The organism is Vibrio satsumensis, assembly GCF_050337435.1.
Lineage (GTDB): Bacteria > Pseudomonadota > Gammaproteobacteria > Enterobacterales > Vibrionaceae > Vibrio > Vibrio satsumensis.
Genome location: NZ_JAKJSX010000022.1, coordinates 21765 through 42236 on the forward strand (window position 1 = coordinate 21765; position 20472 = coordinate 42236).

General features: G+C 43.3%; 15 protein-coding genes, 1 rRNA gene and 1 other annotated feature. Of the genes, 7 read left to right on the forward strand and 9 right to left on the reverse strand.

What is annotated here, in order from left to right:
- Nucleotides 1–110: 110 nt before the first annotated feature.
- Nucleotides 111–1238 (forward strand): bifunctional chorismate mutase/prephenate dehydrogenase, encoded by a 1128-nt coding sequence (tyrA, locus tag L4C44_RS22075; protein WP_076673809.1) that lies wholly within the window; start codon nucleotides 111–113, stop codon nucleotides 1236–1238.
- Nucleotides 1239–1381: 143 nt separating this feature from the next.
- Here the strand turns inward: tyrA and L4C44_RS22080 are convergent, their stop codons facing one another.
- From L4C44_RS22080 to ettA, 3 genes are all read right to left on the reverse strand, one after another.
- Nucleotides 1382–2392, reverse strand: a complete 1011-nt coding sequence (locus L4C44_RS22080; RefSeq protein WP_428805711.1) for a M23 family metallopeptidase — start codon at nucleotides 2390–2392, stop codon at nucleotides 1382–1384.
- A gap of 47 nt (nucleotides 2393–2439) precedes the next feature.
- A complete protein-coding gene (locus L4C44_RS22085) occupies nucleotides 2440–2808 on the reverse strand; it encodes a PilZ domain-containing protein (protein WP_146490569.1) in 369 nt (122 codons plus the stop codon).
- 90 nt (nucleotides 2809–2898) lie between these two features.
- Nucleotides 2899–4566 carry an energy-dependent translational throttle protein EttA gene (gene ettA / locus L4C44_RS22090; protein WP_017071393.1) on the reverse strand — a complete coding sequence of 556 codons (1668 nt, stop codon included), beginning with the start codon at nucleotides 4564–4566 and terminating at the stop codon, nucleotides 2899–2901.
- Between the two features lie 264 nt (nucleotides 4567–4830).
- Here ettA and L4C44_RS22095 point away from each other — a divergent pair, with 264 nt between their 5' ends.
- Together L4C44_RS22095 and trpR are read left to right on the forward strand one after the other, a co-directional pair.
- A complete protein-coding gene (locus L4C44_RS22095) occupies nucleotides 4831–6780 on the forward strand; it encodes a transglycosylase SLT domain-containing protein (RefSeq protein WP_428805712.1) in 1950 nt (649 codons plus the stop codon).
- 172 nt (nucleotides 6781–6952) lie between these two features.
- The gene (gene trpR, locus L4C44_RS22100) at nucleotides 6953–7246 is read left to right on the forward strand and encodes a trp operon repressor (protein WP_048615039.1); all 294 of its coding nucleotides are present in this window, start codon (nucleotides 6953–6955) and stop codon (nucleotides 7244–7246) included.
- Between the two features lie 121 nt (nucleotides 7247–7367).
- Here trpR and yjjX read toward each other — a convergent pair whose 3' ends face one another.
- The 6 genes from yjjX to L4C44_RS22130 form a co-directional block, all read right to left on the reverse strand.
- On the reverse strand, nucleotides 7368–7889 hold the full coding sequence (yjjX, locus tag L4C44_RS22105) for an inosine/xanthosine triphosphatase (RefSeq protein ID WP_327784212.1): 522 nt from the start codon (nucleotides 7887–7889) through the stop codon (nucleotides 7368–7370).
- Nucleotides 7852–10230, reverse strand: coding sequence for a putative bifunctional diguanylate cyclase/phosphodiesterase (locus tag L4C44_RS22110; protein ID WP_428805713.1), 2379 nt, complete (start codon nucleotides 10228–10230; stop codon nucleotides 7852–7854). Before L4C44_RS22110 ends, yjjX begins: the two co-directional genes overlap by 38 nt.
- A 333-nt stretch (nucleotides 10231–10563) precedes the next feature.
- Nucleotides 10564–11739, reverse strand: a complete 1176-nt coding sequence (gene pheA / locus L4C44_RS22115) for a prephenate dehydratase (RefSeq protein WP_428805714.1) — start codon at nucleotides 11737–11739, stop codon at nucleotides 10564–10566.
- A gap of 12 nt (nucleotides 11740–11751) precedes the next feature.
- Nucleotides 11752–11873 (reverse strand) — a sequence feature (Phe leader region).
- A 110-nt stretch (nucleotides 11874–11983) separates the two neighbouring features.
- Nucleotides 11984–12319 carry a ribosome hibernation-promoting factor, HPF/YfiA family gene (gene hpf, locus L4C44_RS22120; protein WP_004735034.1) on the reverse strand — a complete coding sequence of 112 codons (336 nt, stop codon included), beginning with the start codon at nucleotides 12317–12319 and terminating at the stop codon, nucleotides 11984–11986.
- A gap of 424 nt (nucleotides 12320–12743) precedes the next feature.
- Nucleotides 12744–14168 carry an MltF family protein gene (locus L4C44_RS22125; RefSeq protein ID WP_315897541.1) on the reverse strand — a complete coding sequence of 475 codons (1425 nt, stop codon included), beginning with the start codon at nucleotides 14166–14168 and terminating at the stop codon, nucleotides 12744–12746.
- Between the two features lie 137 nt (nucleotides 14169–14305).
- On the reverse strand, nucleotides 14306–15034 hold the full coding sequence (locus tag L4C44_RS22130) for an outer membrane protein assembly factor BamD (RefSeq protein ID WP_061019010.1): 729 nt from the start codon (nucleotides 15032–15034) through the stop codon (nucleotides 14306–14308).
- 137 nt (nucleotides 15035–15171) lie between these two features.
- Here L4C44_RS22130 and rluD point away from each other — a divergent pair, with 137 nt between their 5' ends.
- From rluD to L4C44_RS22150, 4 genes are all read left to right on the forward strand, one after another.
- On the forward strand, nucleotides 15172–16146 hold the full coding sequence (gene rluD / locus L4C44_RS22135; RefSeq protein ID WP_019820953.1) for a 23S rRNA pseudouridine(1911/1915/1917) synthase RluD: 975 nt from the start codon (nucleotides 15172–15174) through the stop codon (nucleotides 16144–16146).
- 1 nt (nucleotide 16147) lies between these two features.
- Nucleotides 16148–16888, forward strand: coding sequence for a peptidoglycan editing factor PgeF (pgeF, locus tag L4C44_RS22140; RefSeq protein ID WP_428805715.1), 741 nt, complete (start codon nucleotides 16148–16150; stop codon nucleotides 16886–16888).
- Between the two features lie 142 nt (nucleotides 16889–17030).
- Nucleotides 17031–19604 (forward strand): ATP-dependent chaperone ClpB, encoded by a 2574-nt coding sequence (gene clpB, locus L4C44_RS22145; RefSeq protein WP_371713287.1) that lies wholly within the window; start codon nucleotides 17031–17033, stop codon nucleotides 19602–19604.
- Nucleotides 19605–20239: 635 nt separating this feature from the next.
- A 16S ribosomal RNA gene (locus tag L4C44_RS22150) occupies nucleotides 20240–20472 on the forward strand; the annotation flags it as partial.

A 20472-nucleotide genomic window follows, 5' to 3' on the forward strand; every position in this document is an offset into this window, starting at 1 on the left:
TTAAATTTAAGTGCCTCATCTAATGAGGCATTTTAAGATCTGTCGCTAACGAACCTGCGTCAATGCGGGCTTTTAGATTAGTACGGGCTTATAGATTAGTAAGGAATAAAATGGCCGTTGAACTGAACGAATTACGCGACCAAATCGATGCTGTCGATAAACAAATGTTGGATTTACTGGCTCAACGACTGGCTCTAGTAGAGAAAGTCGGCGAAGTGAAAAGTGAACATGGTTTACCTATTTATGTACCGGAACGTGAAGCCGCGATGTTGGCATCTCGTCGTCAAGAAGCCGAGAGAATAGGGGTTCCGCCACAGTTAATCGAAGATATTTTGCGTCGTACTATGCGTGAGTCTTATGCCAGTGAAAAAGATTCTGGTTTTAAGTGTCTTAACCCAGAGTTGCGTTCAGTGGTTATCGTTGGTGGTAATGGTCAGCTTGGTGGTCTGTTTGGCCGTATGTTCAAGCTTTCAGGCTATGAAGTGAAAATCCTTGGCAGCCAAGATTGGGATAGAGCCGATGAAATCTTAGATAATGCCGGCCTTGTGGTTGTTACGGTTCCAATTCACCTGACGGAAGGTGTGATTGCGAAGCTGGGCAACCTACCAAGCGATTGTATTCTTTGTGATTTGACGTCGATAAAATCAAAGCCTCTACAAGCCATGATGAACATGCACCAAGGTCCAGTGGTTGGATTACACCCAATGTTTGGTCCTGATGTTCCAAGCCTTGCGAAACAAGTGATTGTTTACAGTGATGGGCGTGGCTCTGAAAGCTACCAATGGTTGCTGAATCAATTTGGTATTTGGGGCGCGAGCCTGTGCCAGATGGATGCTGCTGAACACGATCACGGCATGACTCTGATTCAAGCACTTCGTCACTTCACCTCTTTTGCTTACGGCTTGCACCTGAGTAAAGAGAATCCAAACATTGATCAGCTTCTGAAGCTAAGTTCGCCAATCTACCGACTGGAGATTGCGATGGTTGGCCGTCTGTTTGCTCAAGACCCGAACTTATACGGTGATATTATTCTTTCTTCGGATGAGAATATTGAGATGATTCGACGATTCCATAGTCGTTTCGGCGAAGCATTAGAAATCTTGGATGGGAAAGATAAAGCCAAGTTTGTTGATAGCTTTAATCAAGTCAGTGATTGGTTTGGTGACTACTCTCAGCAGTTCTTGCAAGAGAGCCAAAACCTGTTAAAACAAGCACATGACTCGATTCATCGTGGCTAATCACTATTTGAAATCATAAAAAAGAGCGACCTGATGGTCGCTCTTTTTGTTTGTGCTGAACGCTATGAAAGCATTTGGCCTACAGTAGTCTAAAAGCAATTAGATCACCATAGGCCAAACCAACATCTCCTAATTACCAACAACTAGTTAGTCGTGATAGGCTTTTTGTTCTCTTCACTCGATACGGTGTCGATAGTCGAGCTAATGTAAGGCACATTGGTCAGGTTGATCTGCAAGCGAACTACATTATCAATCAGTTGAACCAGTGGACCCCACTTAACCTTTTTCTCTTTCTCGAACACGTAGTTGAAGTTTTCCGGTGTCCAATCCATCAAGTATTGAGGGTTCAATGAACGACCAAGGAAGCGTACTTCATAATGCAGGTGTGGCCCGGTTGAGTTACCTGAGTTACCACAACTCGCAATCACATCACCTTTACTAACAAACTGACCGCTGCGAACTTTGAATTTTTGTAGGTGCGCGTAAGAACTCATGAAGCCGAACGAGTGACGCATAGTAATAAAGTTACCGAAGCCTTTTTTACTTGGGCGTACCGTTTCAATGACTCCATCTGCGGGCGCGACAATATCTTCACCACGTTTACACGTCAGGTCGATACCAGTATGTACATGGCGTTTACCTGAAATAGGGTTAGTGCGGCTACCATAAGAAGAAGAGATACGTTGATAAGCCATAGGGCTGTCGTTTGGAATCAAGCGAAACATCGTGGCTCTTACTGCTGAATCGACTGCAGCCGCATCAATGCGATCTTCTAGAGAAACATCATCGGTAAGCAGCTCTTCATCTGCAAGACCAAGTACTGATTCCACATCAAATACACGCTTACCAAGCAGCTGAATCGTGCCTTCTTTCTCGGTGAGTATTTGCGATAGAGAATGGTTGGTTTCTACCTGCTCAGCATAAAGAAATTCTGTTTGTTCTTTTTCAACAATCAGTGTTTCAATCAACTGTTGGGCATCACCCGCTTGCAGTGCGAGTTCTTGTTTACTCTCGAAGTGCATGTACGCAGCTCCGCCAATCAGCAGCGGTACTGAAAAAATCGCAGTGGTGCACATGAGTACGGCTTTACGGCCGAAGTAAAACGTCTGCTCCCCCTGACTAGAGGGAATAGTAATTGATACTTTTTTAGACATGGTTTGTATTAACTAAATGCTTCTAATAGAAAAGGGTAATGGAGATGTCACTCTTTACCTAAATCGGTAAGGTGTTCAATCTCTCTATAAAGCAGTTCATCGTCACCAACGTTAAGCTCAACAAGTCGCTTAAGGTGGCTGATACTATCAATATCTAAATGCTCTATGCGTAAACGCATTGAGGTATTGATGGTAGAGACTATCGTTGCTGCTAACTGAATATTGATATCACTGTTTTCGAGTTTAAAGCTCACTTGAACAGGGACATCATGGCTAAGTTGTTTTGATTCATTGCATTGAATGAGTAAACCATGGAGTGATAAGTCTTGCACTGAGCCTGAAACATTTACTTGTCCTTGTGAGATCTCAGTCGGGACTTGATAAATAACTCGTGAAAATTGACGTCTTTCAACCATAAGTAATCTCTCTATATCGATGCGTAACACGTAAGCCAGATATATCAAAGGCCGCTATTATCGCGGCCTTTGTTCAAAATACAAGCTAATTTACTTAGCGATACGCTTGTACTTGATACGGTGCGGTTCTGCCGCTTGCGCGCCTAGAGTTTGCTTAAGCCACTCAGTGTACTCAGTATAGTTACCTTCGTAGAAGTTAACTTGACCTTCATCACGGTAGTCTAAGATATGGGTCGCAATACGGTCTAGGAACCAACGGTCGTGCGAGATAACCATTGCACAGCCAGGGAACTCAAGCAGTGCTTCTTCAAGAGCACGTAGCGTTTCAACGTCAAGGTCGTTGGTAGGCTCATCGAGTAGCAGTACGTTACCGCCCGCTTTTAGCAGTTTTGCTAAGTGAACACGGTTACGCTCACCACCAGAAAGCTCACCGATGATCTTCTGTTGGTCGTTGCCTTTAAAGTTGAAACGAGAACAGTAAGCACGCGCAGGGATTTCGAAGTTGTTGATCTTAATGATATCAGCGCCTTCAGAGATCTCTTGGAATACTGTCTTAGTGTCGTCCATGCTGTCACGGAACTGATCAACAGAAGCAAGCTTAACAGTTTCACCTAGTACAACCGAACCTGAATCTGGTTGTTCTGCACCGCTTAGCATCTTGAATAGTGTTGATTTACCCGCACCGTTGGCACCAACGATACCAACGATAGCGCCCTTAGGCATGCTGAACGATAGGTCGTCGATAAGAACGCGATCACCAAACGATTTAGTTAGGTTGTTCACTTCAAGAACTTTGTCACCTAAACGCTCACCTGGCGGGATGAACAGTTCGTTGGTTTCGTTACGCTTCTGGTATTGGCCAGTGGTCAGTTCTTCAAAACGAGCCATACGAGCTTTAGACTTAGCTTGACGGCCTTTAGGGTTTTGACGAACCCATTCAAGTTCTTTCTCGATTGTCTTTTGACGTGCGCTTTCGCCCGCTTTTTCTTGCTTAAGACGCTCGTCTTTCTGTTCTAGCCAAGACGTGTAGTTACCTTCCCATGGGATACCTTCACCACGGTCAAGTTCTAGAATCCAGCCTGCAGCGTTGTCTAGGAAGTAACGGTCGTGGGTAATCGCCACAACAGTACCGCTGTAATCTACTAGGAAGTGCTCAAGCCATGCTACTGATTCTGCATCCAAGTGGTTGGTTGGTTCATCAAGAAGCAGCATGTCTGGCTTCTCTAGAAGTAGACGACAGATAGCAACACGACGACGTTCACCACCTGATAGGAATTCGATTTTCGCATCCCACTCAGGAAGGCGAAGTGCGTCAGCTGCGCGCTCTAGAGCTGTCTCTAGGTTGTGGCCGTCTTTTGCTTGGATCAGCGCTTCAAGCTCGCCTTGTTCTTTAGCAAGAGCGTCAAAATCTGCATCTGGTTCTGCGTAAGCTGCGTAAACTGCGTCGATACGCTTAAGCGCGTCTGCAACATCAGAAACCGCTTCTTCTACGATTTCACGCACTGTTTTTGATTCGTCTAGTACAGGCTCTTGCGGTAGGTAACCGACTTTAAGACCTTGTTGTGCACGAGCTTCACCATCAATATCAGTATCAATGCCAGCCATGATACGTAGTAGGGTAGATTTACCTGAACCATTTAGACCCAAAACACCGATTTTAGCGCCAGGAAAAAAGCTAAGAGAAATGTCTTTAAGAATTTGACGCTTAGGTGGAACAGTTTTGCTCACCCGAGACATGGTATATACGTATTCAGCCATTGCCGATCGATCCTAATTTATTGTTCAAAATTGTCGTCTATTTTATACCAATATCCCCAAAGATGTTACTCCTAGGACAGAAAAGCCATTCTTGAACGAATCCTTACCTATTATTGTCACATTGGTCATTAAAACTATATTTAATAAGCTTCTGAGGCGAAGTGTTAAATATTAATAATATTTACACTCAATCTCTTTACATTTGATGTGATGTCGGGCGTAAATAGACTTCACGTATTCATACACGCACTAAGGAAAGAGCGAATGTTTTTCCGCATTGGTAATACGAAAATTGCTGTCGCTGCATCGGCAATTTTGTCTTCATTTTCACTGGCTCCGATGGCTATGGCTAGCAATGCCTCCGAGCTTGAAATGCAGCGTGATGTTTATGACAGAGCACAAGAGATTTTAGACAACCGTGATCTAGAAGCTTACTCCGCGCTGCGTAACAAAATTCAAACATATCCGTTAACGCCTTACACTGATTATCGCGCCTTCTTATTAGGCTTAGGTGATCGCACACCTGCTGAAGTGGATGCCTTTATTGAAGAGAATAAAGCACTGCCGTTTTCTAATCGTATGCGTGCGCCTTATTTAGATTTATTGGCGGCTCAAAAACAGTGGGAAACGATCCTTGAGTTTCAAACCCAAGAGCCTGTTGGTGAAAAATATCAATGTATCTACTACCGTGCGAATTATGAGCAAGGCAACCAAGAGCTTGCTTTTAAAGGGGCTAAGCAACTTTGGTTGAGTGGTAGTGGTATTGATGACGCTTGTGACCCTCTATTTCAAAGCTGGGATCAAGCCGGGCTAAGAGCCGATGAGCTGATTCTGGATAGAATGCTGTTAGCGTTCGAGAGCCGTAACGGTAAGTTAATGAGCTATTTGATTAAGCAATTGGAGCATGATGAGTCAATTACTCAAGCTAAGCAGATGAAGGCGTTGTACAACAAGCCTGAAAATGTACTCGCGTTTGCTAAGAAGCACCCAGTAAATGAATTCTACCAAGCGCAAACCGAGTTTGCTTTCGAGAAGTTAGCAAGGAAGTCATCAAGCAGCGCTCAAGAGGTGTTTGATGATGTCATCAAGGCTCAGAAATTTTCGAAAGAGAAATCTCAAGAGCTAGCCGATTATCTAACGTTTCGTCTGATCAACACCGATTCTGAAGAGTTGATGGTGTGGCGAGACAAAATGCTCGCGAGTTCATCAAAGCAAGTTCTGCTCGAACGACGTGCTCGCTTAGCGATTCAGCATGCCGATTGGACGGGCCTGAAAGAGTGGATAGCGCGCTTGGATGATAAACATCAGGCTTCGCTTCGTTGGCAATATTGGCAGGGCAGAGCTGAAATCGCGACGGGCGACACTGATAAAGGCAATAAGCGACTGTCAGATATTTTAGGGAAGCGTAACTTCTACAGTGTGGCTGCGGCTAAGCAGTTAGGTAAGCCGGTTCAATACCCAACATCGACACTTAAATACAATGCTGAAACAGTGAAGCCATTTGAGACTTCTTTGGTTCGAATCGGCGAGCTGATTGACCGAGATAAAATAGCGGCAGCGAAGAGTGAATGGCGTTGGTTGTTAACTAATGCTGACAAAGATCAGAAATCAATGCTTGCGGCTCATGCCGCGACGCAGCGTTGGAATCACTTTACAGTAACAGCGAGCATCTCGGCGAAGATGTGGGATAACATTGCGCTACGTTTTCCTGTTGCTCATAAGTGGTGGTTTAATTTCTACGCCGAGAAGCACGATCTCGATCCAATTACTTTGATGTCTTTAGCAAGACAAGAGAGTGCCATGGACTCAGAAGCTCGTTCTCCTGTTGGCGCGCGCGGTATCATGCAAATCATGCCGAAGACGGCTCAATATACAGCGAAGAAGCATCAGATTAAGTACCAGGGCAGCGATGACCTTTATGATGTCGGCAAGAACATTGAGATTGGTAGCCACTATTTAGATGGTTTATTGGCTCAATATGATAATAACCGTATCTTTGCGTTTGCTGCTTATAATGCTGGTCCTAGTCGTGTCAAACAGTGGCGTTCACGCAGTGATGAAAAGCTAGATGCGTATGCTTTTATCGAAATGATCCCATTCAAAGAGACTCGCGGTTACGTTCAAAATATCTTGATGTTTGAGACCTACTATCGAGATATCTTGGGTGAGCAGGGAACGTTTTTAGCTCCCCATGAGGCAAAAATGAAATACTAAGGCTTCGGTATTTTGTCTTAATCTGAGTAATATGAAAGGCAGTGAGTGCGAACCATTTCCACTTACTGCCTTTTTACATTGGATCGCATCAAGTGTTTCGGTATAAAGTGTTAAACGCTTTCAATCGTTAAGCGACTCTTTAAAGTCAGAATTTAAAAGTAAGTGTAGAGATATGGCATCACAACCTGAATATGATAATTGGCAACAACTGATGGACTTGGTAAAGACGGCTGTCGAAAAAGATCAGCACGAATTGTTGTTGACCATGATGATGACACCTGACGAGCGAGATGCTTTGGTTGCTCGAATTAATATTTTTTGTGAGTTGATGAAAGGCGATATGTCTCAACGGCAAGTAAGTCAAATGCTGGGAGTAGGCGTGGCAACGATAACCAGAGGCTCAAATGAGCTAAAGGCCAAGTCTGAACAAGAGAAAGCCGTGATCGCCGATCTATTGCTAAAGTAATAACGGAATTAGGCTATCACTAGATAGTGCGAATACGAATTCGATAAAAAACGCTAACTGAATGTTAGCGTTTTTTGTTTCTGAAGATTGTTTTCAGAACCTTTCTAAGTTTAACGAAGCACTAAATAGGAAAGTGCTCAGGATTCACAAATGGGATCAGTGCTAAAATTAAAGCTTGATGATAGACCGAACTGCGTGACAGTTGGTTATGTGTTAGTAAGCCAATGGCGCCACCTTTCTGTTTGATGTTATCGGTACCAAACACTTCATCCATCACATCCCCTAACTCGTTTGCATGCTTTAACTTCTCAAGCACGGCTGGTGGCAACATCAGGCTTGCTGAACGAGACTCGCCACGTTGACCATTCGCTTCGATCACCATCCAAGCAAAGGTGACGTTTGTTTCTATTCCCGCTTCTAGACCAACATAGAAGTCTGCATCAGGCTGAGCTTGAGTTGCGTTGTGAACACGATTCACGGCACCTTGATAGGTTTCATCATTGCTCATCGGTTGATCGGCGACACCACTAGGGACGCTGATGCCTTTGAAATCAAATTCAGTATCAGGAAAAGCAGATAAGAACGCACTTTTAACGGCGTTAATTTTAGCTGGGTTCAGCGATGCGATGATTACAGATTTCATGTGTCGGATTCTTTTTGTTGTCGATTAGATTGAGTTGATGTTGTCGGTACCAGTCACTCAACTCTTCTAATGGCATGGGTTTACCAAAGTAATAGCCTTGCAGCATATCGCACTGTGCATCCTGTAACCACTGGTGCATGTCTTGAGTTTCAATCCCTTCGGCGGTGACCTTTTTCCCCTGAGCATGACACAACCCGATAACTGGTTTTACGATGTTCTGGTTATCTGTCTCAATTAAGGTATCCAAAAACGCTTTATCCAATTTAATTTTCTGAGTTGGATACTGCACCAGTTGAGTGATAGAGGTGTAACCGGAACCAAAGTCATCAATCGCCAGTCGATAACCCATGCATGACAGTTCGTTAAGCAGCGGAAAACCTTCAGAGTTAGAGTAAAAGGTTTCGGTAATTTCAAAATCAATCAAACTTGGCGGAATTCGATTTAAATCGGCGTGCTCTTTGATGAAGTCAGCAAGATCAGTCGTTTCAATCCCAGCAGAAGATAAGTTAATCGATAACTGAATTGAGTGATCAAATTGAGCTTGAAGTCGATGAAAAGAAGCAAATGCATTCTGAATGACCCACTGATCAACCTGATCGAATAATCCTGTTTGCTCGGCAATTGGAATGAATTCATCAGGTGGAACCAAGCCTAGTTGCTCCGAATTCCAACGTAATAACACCTCAACACCAATAACATGGGTTCCTGTTGAATCCATGTACGGCATATAAACGAGTCTAAATTCATCATCAAAGTTCTTGTCTCTGAGTGCGCGTTCAATGTTTGCTTGGCGTTGAATCGCTTTGTCTAAATCTCGTGAATAGTCAGCAAATTGGTTTTTACCTGCGCGTTTGGCTTGATACATCGCGGTATCAGCGTTCGACAGTAGCTTTTCGATGGAGTGGCCATCGTTGGGGTAGGTCGCAATACCAATACTGACCGTGATCGGAAAGCTCCCTGATTCTGTGATAAAACCTTTTTGTAGTGGCGTCAGTAAGCTCTCAGAGAATCTATGCGCGATATTCCCTTGGCGAGTAGGGGCGTTAATGTACACAACGAACTCGTCTCCAGAAAGTCGGGCTGGCATACAATGAGCGTCAAATTCTGTTTTATAGTGGCTACAAATATCGGAAATACGCTGAGCAAAACTGACCAGAATGGAGTCGCCGATTTGATGTCCATATTTGTCGTTCACAAACTTGAAGTTATCTAGGTCAAAGTAGAGAACCCAGGTTTCGGTATTCGAGCTAGGCTTGGGCAATGATTTCTGAACGAAGGTTTGAAATTGATGCCTATTGGCGATTTGGGTTAACTGATCATTCTCGGCCAAAAGCTTGGTTTGTTGGTAGGTGTTATCTAGTTCTTGGTACATGTCATAAAAACGCTGTGATAGACGGCCAAGCTCATCACGAGTGCCCAAGCGTTCAATGTTCTTACGTTGTTTTTTTTCTACTTGCTGTAATTGTCGATCGAGTCGCGTTATCGGAGTTATCACGCTGCGAGACAAAAGCATGAGTAGCAGAGCGACAGTAACAAACGCAGATAGTACAAATGAGACACTCAGCTTGTTCCAAATAGAGTCGAGTTTGTTTTCTAATAGGAACTGAGCTGGGTCTACCGTGGCATACAGTTCTGGCGCAAGTTTGACTGAGTGGGTGACATCATTTTCTAGAGAAACCGCTACCGAGGTGAAAAATAAGCTTGTTTGATAGTCGAATTCTATCTGTTTTCTCAAAGTATTAAACTTGTCGAGAGAGACTGACACAACCACAAAGAACGTATCGTTTAGTTGATTATTTTCGGTTGGAAAAGTCGCTTTTCTGTCTACCTTCTCATAATGAACCAACATCCCTTCGCCTTGAGAGTTTTGAATATATTTGGTACCTGAGATTGCTTGGGTATCTCGATAGTACTGGTCAACATATTCTAATATTTTCTTGTCAATCTGAGAGCGTGAATCGTTGCTATTATCCGCATAATAGCGCAATTTTCGTTCACCATTTAAAAGTGCTAAACCAGTATAACTTTCATCATCATCTTGCAGAAAATGTATGGCTTCTTGAAGATTACTTACCAGTTCAAGATCGCGAGATAGGTTTTGTTCAGTGAGAAAGTAACGCTTTACCATATCACTTTGGGTCAAGGTGTAAGAGTAGCTATTGAGGAATGAGCGAGACTGTCGAAAGTACCCAGCTAACTTTTCCATGTTGAGCTGAAGTGCGTTGTCTTCGCGTTTGATGAAACTGCTTTTCTGCGTCGAATAAATAATATAGCTAGAAGCAGCGGTACTGAACAGTATCACAGGAGTTATCAGCAGCAAGATTTTAGTACTTAGCTTCATAGTTAATGACAACACTATTTATAATTTAAGCGCGTAAGTTTATGTTACTTAATGCTTACTCGCTATTAATTACACACAGTTCGATGATTTCCTGTGAAGGCGGTAAGGTTTTGTCTTTATTGATAAAAAAGCCATTAATGTTTTTTTATTAGATAGGAGTAAGTGGTGGAGGGAGATAATCGTGCAGAATTTACGAAACAAGTGAATTGTGTTACAGGCATGCTAGGGGAAGTGTTCTTAGCTCGAATAGTACTCGACTAGATGGTGATTTAAGTATTTGGCCTACTGTAGGCCAAATACTTATGTTGGCTAGAAGCTGATACTCACTCTCAGCTATGACAACTTAACTTGAGTCGCTTTGATGTTTTCACTTGGGTAGCAACCAAGGACTTTTAAATGGCGAGTAATAGCTGTTAGTTCCGTTATCGCTTGCTGCATATTATCTGAATCCAGGTGTGCTTCTAAATCGACATAGAACATCTCTTCCCAAGGGTTACCCATTATTGGGCGAGATTCCAGCTTGGTCATGTTGATGCCCAAGCGTTGCAGGATCAGTAGTGTCTCTACCAAAGAACCCGCCTCTTGAGATGTCGACATAATCAGTGTCGTTTTTGCTGGAATTTGAGTCGATACCTCAACCGGCTTACGTGCTACAACGATGAAACGCGTGTGGTTCTCTGTTTGGTTTGCAATGTTGCCTTGGATTGGCTGAAGCCCATAAAGCTTACCGCTCGATGCGTTACCAATAGCTGCTACGTCATTTCCATTCAGCTCTTTAACCTTTTTCATTGCATCAGCCGTGCTTGCGCAAGACTCAAGGCTGACACCCTTAAGGCGGCTCAAGAACTCACTGCATTGCTGATGAGGTTGTGGGTGGGAATAGAGCGTTTTGATGTCTTCTAAACGAATATCGTTTTTCGCCACTAGGCAGTGTTCAATCGGCTGAGATAGCTCACCAACGATATAAAGCGTGGTGTGTTGAAGTAGGTCGTACACTTCGTTAATCGAACCTGAGCTGGTGTTCTCAATAGGTAACACACCGTAATCAGCGTGGCCCGACTCTACCGTCGACGCTACTTCTTTGAAGTGGTTGCAGTTTAATTCAATCAATTCCATATTCTTACGGCTGAAATATTCACGGCTCGCAAGATGAGAGTAGGACCCTTTAGAACCTAAGAATGCAACGCGAGCCAATGGTTTACGGCTTTGCGGATTCGCGAGGTTTTGTAGGTATGACTGTTGCAGTAGGACTGAATCTTCAATGATAGTGTGAAACAGCTTGGTAATGTACTGAGCATCCAATTCGTATTTATCTTTACCGTTGTTAATCAGTTTAACCAACAGTTGTTGTTCTCTTACTGCATCACGAACTGGCTTTGATGTTTCTACCTTGCTTTTAGCAACTTCGATGCTTAGCTTGCGACGTTCTGAAAGTAGCTTCAGTAGTTCGTCATCTAAATCATTAAGACGAAGGCGGATATCATCCAGTGAAATTGAGCGGTCAGTCATAAATGTGTCCTTATAAAAAAGCCTCCCTAGTGTGGGAGGCTTCTTGTTCGTTTTTGACTTGTTTTTCTAAAACGACTTAGCCTCCGATTTACGGAAGAAAAAAGAAGTCAAAAATAAACAAAGATTGAGTTTGCATAAAAAGTGATTGTTTTATGAATGTTTAAACACAATAAGCAAGCGAGCTACGAGCGTCAAGCAAAAAAATAGCGCCCTGAGGCGCTATTTTTTAATCTGTTATCTTTCCTTATTCTACTTCAGCTTCTAGCTCTTCGATTTCAGGCTTTTCAGCGCGGCGCGCTTCTGGTTTATGGCGTAGCTTGTTGAGTTGACGCTCTAGTTTTTGTTCTACTTCGTTGATAGCAACGTAGAGGTCGTCATGGATTGATGAAGCAACAAGTTGGCCTTTTGGTACGGTTAGTACTGCTTCAAATTTTTTCTTCTTATTTGGTTCTTCGCTAAAGCTCGCTTGGCAGCCAATGATGTCTACTTGCCATTTATCCAGCTTTTTAAATTTGCTTTCTATGTGATCACGGATTGCAGAGGTAATGTCGATGTTTTTACCAGTGATGTTCATTTTCATAGAAGTTTTCCTCTGTTGTATCCCTCATGGGTTAACTTCAGATTACGACTTTCAGGAATAAAGAATGTGATCTAGATCTTGTTTTTGTTGGGTGGAGTGAGCATTAAAATCAAATGTGATCTCACGCAAATCTTAGTATCTTTTTGGCGGAAAATGCTTGTTATCCTTATGGAAAACGATAACTTGGAGACAAGGCTTCGCTAAAAATTAAACCAGTTTTTAGGGGCGTCCTACAGCTTATTGAAAGTACTTGATGAAAATTCACTCAATAGTGTTTTGTGATGTAGCTCTCGTGATATAGTTCGCTATGTAAGCTTTCTCTGAATTTGATAAGCAAAAGCCGCATAAGTTTTCTTATGCGGCTTTTGTGTTTTTATCTTCCCCTAGTGCCTTTGTTCCTCAGGCTTTTGGGATTGAAGACAAACTAATCGTTGGTTTTTAGTAATCTCGCTGTACCGTCCTCTCGGATGGCATTGATAGCTTGTAACTGCTTATAGATTACAAAATAACGGTTGATGTTGGCGACATAGGTTACCGGTTCTTTACTCACGTATTTGCGAGTGATGATCTCTACGTTTTTAAACCAGATGTTTGGGTTGTAACCTTTCTGCTTGGCAATGCGCCTCATCTTTCTGATCTTAGCTGGACCTGCATTGTAAGAAGCCAAAGTGAAGTAGATTTGGTTGTCTGGCGTAATGGCAGGGTCGTCAAAATATCTGTCCTTAATGAAGCGCATGTATTTCACACCCGCATGGATATTGTTATCCACCTTATGTATGTTTTTAATGTTGACGTTTTTGTCTTTAGCGGTACTTGGCAGCACCTGCATCACCCCAATAGCGCCACGATGAGAAACTCTGCTTTGATCCAATCCAGATTCTTGGAAACCTTGTGCAGACATCATCAAAGGGTCGAATTCGTATTTACTCGAATACTTTTCAAAGACATCTGAAAGCTTAGCCACTCGGTCTATTTTATTTGGGTTGAGTGCTCTACCTAACCAGCGAGTGTTGTCGATGTATTTCTGATAGATAACATTTCCAAGTAGGGTACCTGTTCGTGCAGTCTTGACGTATTTGTTTATCTCTTTCTTTAACTGAGGGCTGTTTTTTCTCAATGCCCATGCTATTTGGCCATTTTCACGTAAGGGCAAATCATGATGCACTTGAATGTTTTCCATTACGTCGATCCACAGCTTTGCTTTATGGCTGTCCAGAATTGTGCCCTGAATATAACCTTGGTTGACTAGCTCTATCAGCTCGTAGTCTTGCAGTGATTCTTCAATGAAGTGGACATGCAGTGGTGGTAAACCTAATTCGTTAAGCTCTTTATTGACTCTTTGTACACTCTCGAAGTAACTCGAGCTTGCACGGATCCATACCTCTTTGCCGCTCAATTGCTTGATCTCGGTGATCGGCTCTGAGTTCTTGCCGGTGATAATCAATTCTTTCCCATCTTTAATCATTGGATTGGAAAAATCGATGATTTGTAAGCGCTTGTCGGTGATCGTCAGGTTAGCAACAGCGACATCTCCATAGCCAGATTCTAAAGAGGGAAGTAGATCATCTCGTTGTACGGGGATGATTTGAACATTGAGGTAGGGGTGTTTCTTACGAAGGCTTTTTTCAAAGTGGTAGAGCATTTCTGCCACGATGCCTTTTGGCTTACCATCCTCGATGTAATAGAAACCAAGATCGGCAGAAACTAGCACTCTAACCGTTCCTTTGGCTTTGAGCACATCTAAGTCGCCCATGTAAGGCTTATTGCTTAATGGGGACAGTTCTAATGCGTAGGATAATTGGCTAAATAGCGATACCCAGATAAATAATAACAACCTACTCACATCCACACTCCATGTTGATGTTTTGTTAAAAGTTATCTTTTGAAGATACCGTGTAATATGCGATTCATCAAGTTTGCGATATGTGGATAAAAAAACGCGCTAGTAAATTAGCGCGCTTTTGGGATTGAGATGTAAGAAGTAGATTAAGGTAGTGGGTTTAACTCAATCAACTTTTCTGTTCTTAACACAGCGTCATCTAGGCCTAGTTGTTTATAAGCTTCTAGCTGAATCTCTAGAGATTTACGAGCAGCGATGGTATCTGGGTAAGTCTTTTGCAGCTCTTGCGTTCTGTTGATCGCAGCTATCCAAGCTTCGCGGCGTAGGTAGAAATCCGCAGTTGCTAAGTCATAGTCGGCTAGGCGATTCTTAAGTGCGAACATGCGTTTTTGTGCATCTTCAGCGTAAGGGCTGCTAGGGAACCGTTCGAGTAGTCGCTTGAAGTCAGCAAAAGCGAGTTTCACCGGCTCTGGGTCTCGGTCGCTACGGTCGATATTAAAAATATCGTGCATGAAGTTTCGGTCTTGCGCCATGTGTGTTAAGCCACGCATGTAAAGAACCCAATCTTGTTTCTCGTGAGTAGGGTTCAAACGTAGGAATCGTGAAATGGTAGCGAGGCCAAGTGCCAAGTCATCATTTTTGTAGTAAGCGTAAATCAGATCGAGCTGTACTTGCTCAGAATAGGCGCCGAATGGGTAACGTGAGTCTAGGGCTTCTAGCTTTTCTATTGCTGAAAGCCAGCTACCGCTCTGCAGTGATTCTTGCGCGTCAGAGTAGAGAACCGATGGTGGTACATCTGGCACTATCTCTTCACTACTTGAACAACCAACCAAGAGTGATACGGCTAATAGACCCGATAAAGTAAGGTGTTTCATGTCAGGCGTCGATTCCTTGAATTAAATATTTCGTAAGCTTCCGTTACTTTCTAACCAGTAACAGATACAATGATGCAATTATTCTATTTTATCCATACTAATGGGTATTAGTCTCACGGTTTTTAAAAAAGTTCGATATGGCTCAGCAGATCACATTAACAGACACAGTAAAAAGCAGCCAGTTAGGTCAACGTTTAGACCAAGCTGTCGCTGAACTATTTACCGATTTTTCTCGCTCTCGTATTAAAGAGTGGCTTCTTGACGGCAAAATCCAAGTGGATGGCGAAGTTATAACTAAGCCGCGCGTTAAGGTTTTGGGCGGTGAGGAGATCATCTTGCAAGCTGAGCTTGCAGATGAAGAGCGCTGGGAAGCACAAGATATTCCTCTAGACATTGTCTACGAAGATGATGACTTATTGGTTATCAATAAGCCTCGCGATCTGGTTGTACACCCAGGAGCAGGCACACCGGATGGAACCATACTAAACGCATTGCTTTTCCATTACCCACAGATTGCAGAAGTGCCTCGTGCAGGTATTGTGCACCGTCTTGATAAAGACACAACCGGCCTTATGGTTGTGGCTAAAACGGTTCCAGCTCAAACTCGTCTTGTGCGTGCTCTTGCTAAGCGTCGTATTACTCGTGAATATGAAGCAATTGCAATTGGCAAAATGACCGCTGGTGGTGTGGTAGAAAAAGGCATTAGCCGCCATGCAACTAAGCGTACATTAATGGACGTAAATGAACTGGGTAAGCCGGCGGTAACTCACTACCGTGTTGCTGAACACTTCCGTGAGCATACTCGTATTCGTCTGCGCCTCGAAACGGGTCGTACTCACCAAATCCGTGTTCACATGTCATACCTTCAGCACCCGCTGTTAGGTGATGTTGCATACGGTGGCCGTGCTCGTATTCCAAAAGGTGCATCTGAAGAACTAACGACCATGATTCGTTCTTTTGATCGCCAAGCGCTACACGCCGTTATGCTTAAATTTGTTCACCCAATTACAGGTGAAGAAGTTGAGTTCCACGCTCCTGTGCCAAATGACATGGTTGTGATGGCTGAAGCGTTACGTGTTGATGCTCGCGAAAATAAAGAAGAAGACATTTAATATGTCGTTGATCATCCCTAACTGGAATGCACCTAACAACGTGAAGGCATTTGCGTCGACACGTGTAGGTGGCTTTTCTACTGACGCGTATCAAGGATTAAACTTAGGTACGCATGTTGGGGATGATGCTTCGCTTGTTGAAAACAATAGAACCTGGCTTAAGCAGCAAGCTAATATGCCCGCAGCTCCGGTATGGCTAAATCAAACTCATTCAACAGATGTCATTACGGTTTTAGAACCTATGGCGAATGTTCTTGATGCTGACGGTGCATTTACCACGGCTAAAGGTGTTGTCTGTTCTGCGATGACAGCTGATTGCTTACCTGTAATTCTTACTGATACCAAAGGCACTCAAGTTGCGGCTGTTCATGCTGGTTGGCGTGGCCTTGCTGGTGGAATTCTTGAAAATGCAGTCGCAAAGTTTTCAAACCTAGATTCAGAGAATAAGATCATTGCTTGGCTTGGTCCTGCAATAGGCAAACAAGCCTTTGAAGTAGGTGATGATGTGTTGGAAGCTTTTGTTCGTTTTGACCTTCAAGCTAAGCTCGCATTTGCAGCCAAAGCTGAACCGGGCAAATGGCTAGCGAATATGTCTCAACTTGCTACACAACGACTTGAAAAAGTGGGTGTGTCGGAAGTGACGGATTCAAATCTCTGTACCTTTGCAGATCCTGATTTGTTCTATTCTTATCGTCGTGATGGTATTACTGGACGCCAAGCTACCTTTATTTGGTTAGAGTAAGCTTTAGCTAGTGCAACCAGGCATCCAGCTCATTTATATTTTTATATAAGCTCTATTCTTCATTCTTATCCCTTGAAAATCCGCGTTACCGTATCCATCTTCTAATCATAAGATAAACATATCTAAGAGTAGGAAGGTTGGCATGCGTCTCGATCGATTCACTAGTAAATTCCAAATTGCGATATCTGATGCTCAGTCGCTCGCATTAGGTCGTGATCACCAATATATAGAACCTGTGCACCTAATGGTGTCTTTGCTTAATCAAGATGGTAGTGCAATTCGTCCATTGCTCACCATGCTGAATATTGATGTGGTTCAATTGCGCTCTAAATTGAGCGAAATATTAGACCGAGTCCCTAAAGTAAGTGGCATCGGTGGTGACGTTCAATTATCGAATGCCATGGGAACGCTGTTCAACCTATGTGATAAGGTCGCGCAAAAGCGTCAAGACAGTTACATATCTTCAGAAGTATTCCTACTTGCCGCAATTGAAGATAAAGGCCCTTTAGGAAGTCTACTTAAAGAGCTAGGTCTTACCGAGCAAAAATTATCTCAAGCTATTGAACAAGTTCGCGGTGGCCAGAAGGTCGATGACCCGAATGCGGAAGACAGACGTCAAGCACTAGAGAAGTTCACTATTGATCTGACCGAAAGAGCAGAGCAAGGCAAGCTAGATCCGGTAATTGGCCGAGACGACGAAATCCGTCGCACTATCCAAGTACTTCAACGCCGTACTAAGAACAACCCTGTCATTATTGGTGAACCAGGTGTCGGTAAAACAGCAATTGTCGAAGGTTTAGCGCAGCGTATTATCAATAATGAAGTACCTGAAGGTTTGAGAGGCCGACGTGTACTTTCATTAGATATGGGCTCTTTGATTGCCGGTGCTAAATATCGTGGTGAATTTGAAGAACGTTTAAAATCGGTTCTTAACGAATTGTCGAAAGAAGAGGGCAATATTATTCTCTTCATCGATGAAATTCACACCATGGTCGGTGCGGGCAAAGGCGAAGGCTCTATGGATGCCGGGAATATGCTGAAACCAGCATTGGCTCGTGGTGAACTTCATTGTGTAGGCGCAACAACGCTCGATGAATATCGCCAGTATATAGAGAAAGATCCTGCGCTAGAGCGTCGATTCCAAAAAGTGATCGTCGATGAGCCAACCGTGGAAGACACGGTTGCGATTCTCCGTGGTTTGAAAGAGCGCTATGAACTTCATCATCACGTAGAAATTACCGACCCAGCGATTGTTGCGGCAGCAACGTTATCTCACCGATACGTTTCTGATCGTCAACTGCCAGATAAGGCGATTGATCTGATTGATGAGGCGGCTTCGAGTATTCGTATGCAGATCGACTCGAAACCTGAGTCTCTAGATAAGCTCGAACGCAAGATCATTCAATTGAAGATCGAGCAGCAAGCTCTTACTAATGAAAATGACGAAGCCAGTGAAAAGCGTCTTCGAACATTACAAGAAGAGCTTTCTGACAAAGAACGCGATTTTGCAGAGCTTGAAGAAGTGTGGAATGCAGAGAAGGCCGCGCTTTCTGGCACGCAACATATTAAATCAGAGCTAGAGCAAGCTCGAATGGATATGGATTTTGCGAGACGTGCTGGTGATCTTAATCGAATGTCTGAATTGCAATACGGTCGAATCCCGGAGTTAGAGAAGCAGTTAGATCTTGCGACTCAAGCTGAAATGCAAGAAATGACGCTGTTGCGTAATAAGGTCACCGACGCAGAAATTGCAGACGTGCTATCGAAGCAAACTGGCATCCCTGTTTCTAAAATGTTAGAGGCTGAGAAAGAGAAGCTCCTTAAAATGGAAGGTGTTCTACATAAGCGAGTTATTGGCCAAGCGGAAGCAGTAGAAGTGGTATCGAATGCGATTCGTCGTAGCCGTGCTGGTTTATCTGATCCGAATAAGCCGATTGGCTCTTTTTTATTCCTTGGCCCAACTGGCGTTGGTAAAACCGAGCTGTGTAAAACACTCGCGAACTTCATGTTTGATAGTGATGATGCGATGGTGCGAATCGATATGTCTGAGTTTATGGAGAAACACTCTGTTGCTCGTTTGGTTGGTGCTCCTCCGGGTTACGTTGGATATGAAGAAGGTGGCTACTTAACAGAAGCTGTACGTCGCAAGCCTTACTCTGTGATTTTGTTAGATGAAGTAGAGAAAGCGCATCCTGATGTTTTCAATATATTATTGCAGGTTCTTGATGATGGGCGCTTAACTGATGGACAAGGTCGTACGGTCGATTTTAGAAATACAGTTGTGATCATGACATCTAACCTTGGCTCATCGAGAATTCAAGAGAACTTCAAGACTCTCGATTACCAAGGAATAAAGAATGAGGTGATGGAAGTGGTAGGTAAGCATTTCCGCCCTGAGTTTCTGAACCGAGTTGATGAAAGCGTTGTATTCCACCCATTAGGTCAAGAGCACATTCAATCGATAGCCTCTATTCAGCTTGATCACCTTAAGAAGAGAATGGAAGACAATGGTTATGAGCTTGAAGTCTCGGATAAAGCACTGAAGTTGATTTCTCAAGTTGGTTTTGATCCTGTATATGGCGCGCGACCTTTGAAAAGAGCTATTCAACAAAGTGTTGAGAACCCGTTAGCGAAAGCGATATTGGCAGGAAAAATTAATCCAGATAAGAAAGTACAGCTATTAGTAAACAACGATCGCATTATTGCTCACCAATAGTTAAAGCAAGAACGGTAGGTACGATTGGCCGAAATTGAGGCTTAATCGTACCTATTTTGAGCGCTTTGTGTGAATAGTGTTCGAACGGTCGCCGGTGGCGGTTTTTTTTTGTTTTCGGTCTTGTGCAAAGGATTATTTTCTCTATAATGCGCCTCCGTTGCCAAGGATAACCAAGCGGTTTGAACTGAGTAACAATACGGTGATAAGCATTTAAGATGCTTTGAAAAATTAGCTGGAAAAAGTGTTTGACACTGAAACCCAATTCGCTAGAATGGCCGTCCACTTCGAGAGGCTCCTTACTAAAAGGAACGCTCAACAAGTAAAGCTCTTTAACAATTTAAACCTATCAATCTGTGTGGGCACTCGTTGATGAATATCAAAACGTTATTGGTTCTTTTTCGAAAGAGCGTAATAACAGTTACTTCGGTAACAAACTTGATTTCAATGAGCTGAGTGACCAATACAAAGTTAAGTTTACTTAATTTTGGCACAGTCAATTCATTACCATTCTGTTGGAATGGTAATAGCTTTAAAATTACATGTTCATGTTCCTTTTTCGAAAAGAGCGAATGAATATTAGTTTTGAAGTCAGTATTCGTTGAGTCACACCTATTAGTTTAGGTAATCAAAACTTTAAATTGAAGAGTTTGATCATGGCTCAGATTGAACGCTGGCGGCAGGCCTAACACATGCAAGTCGAGCGGAAACGACACTAACAATCCTTCGGGTGCGTTAATGGGCGTCGAGCGGCGGACGGGTGAGTAATGCCTAGGAAATTGCCTTAATGTGGGGGATAACCATTGGAAACGATGGCTAATACCGCATAATGCCTACGGGCCAAAGAGGGGGACCTTCGGGCCTCTCGCGT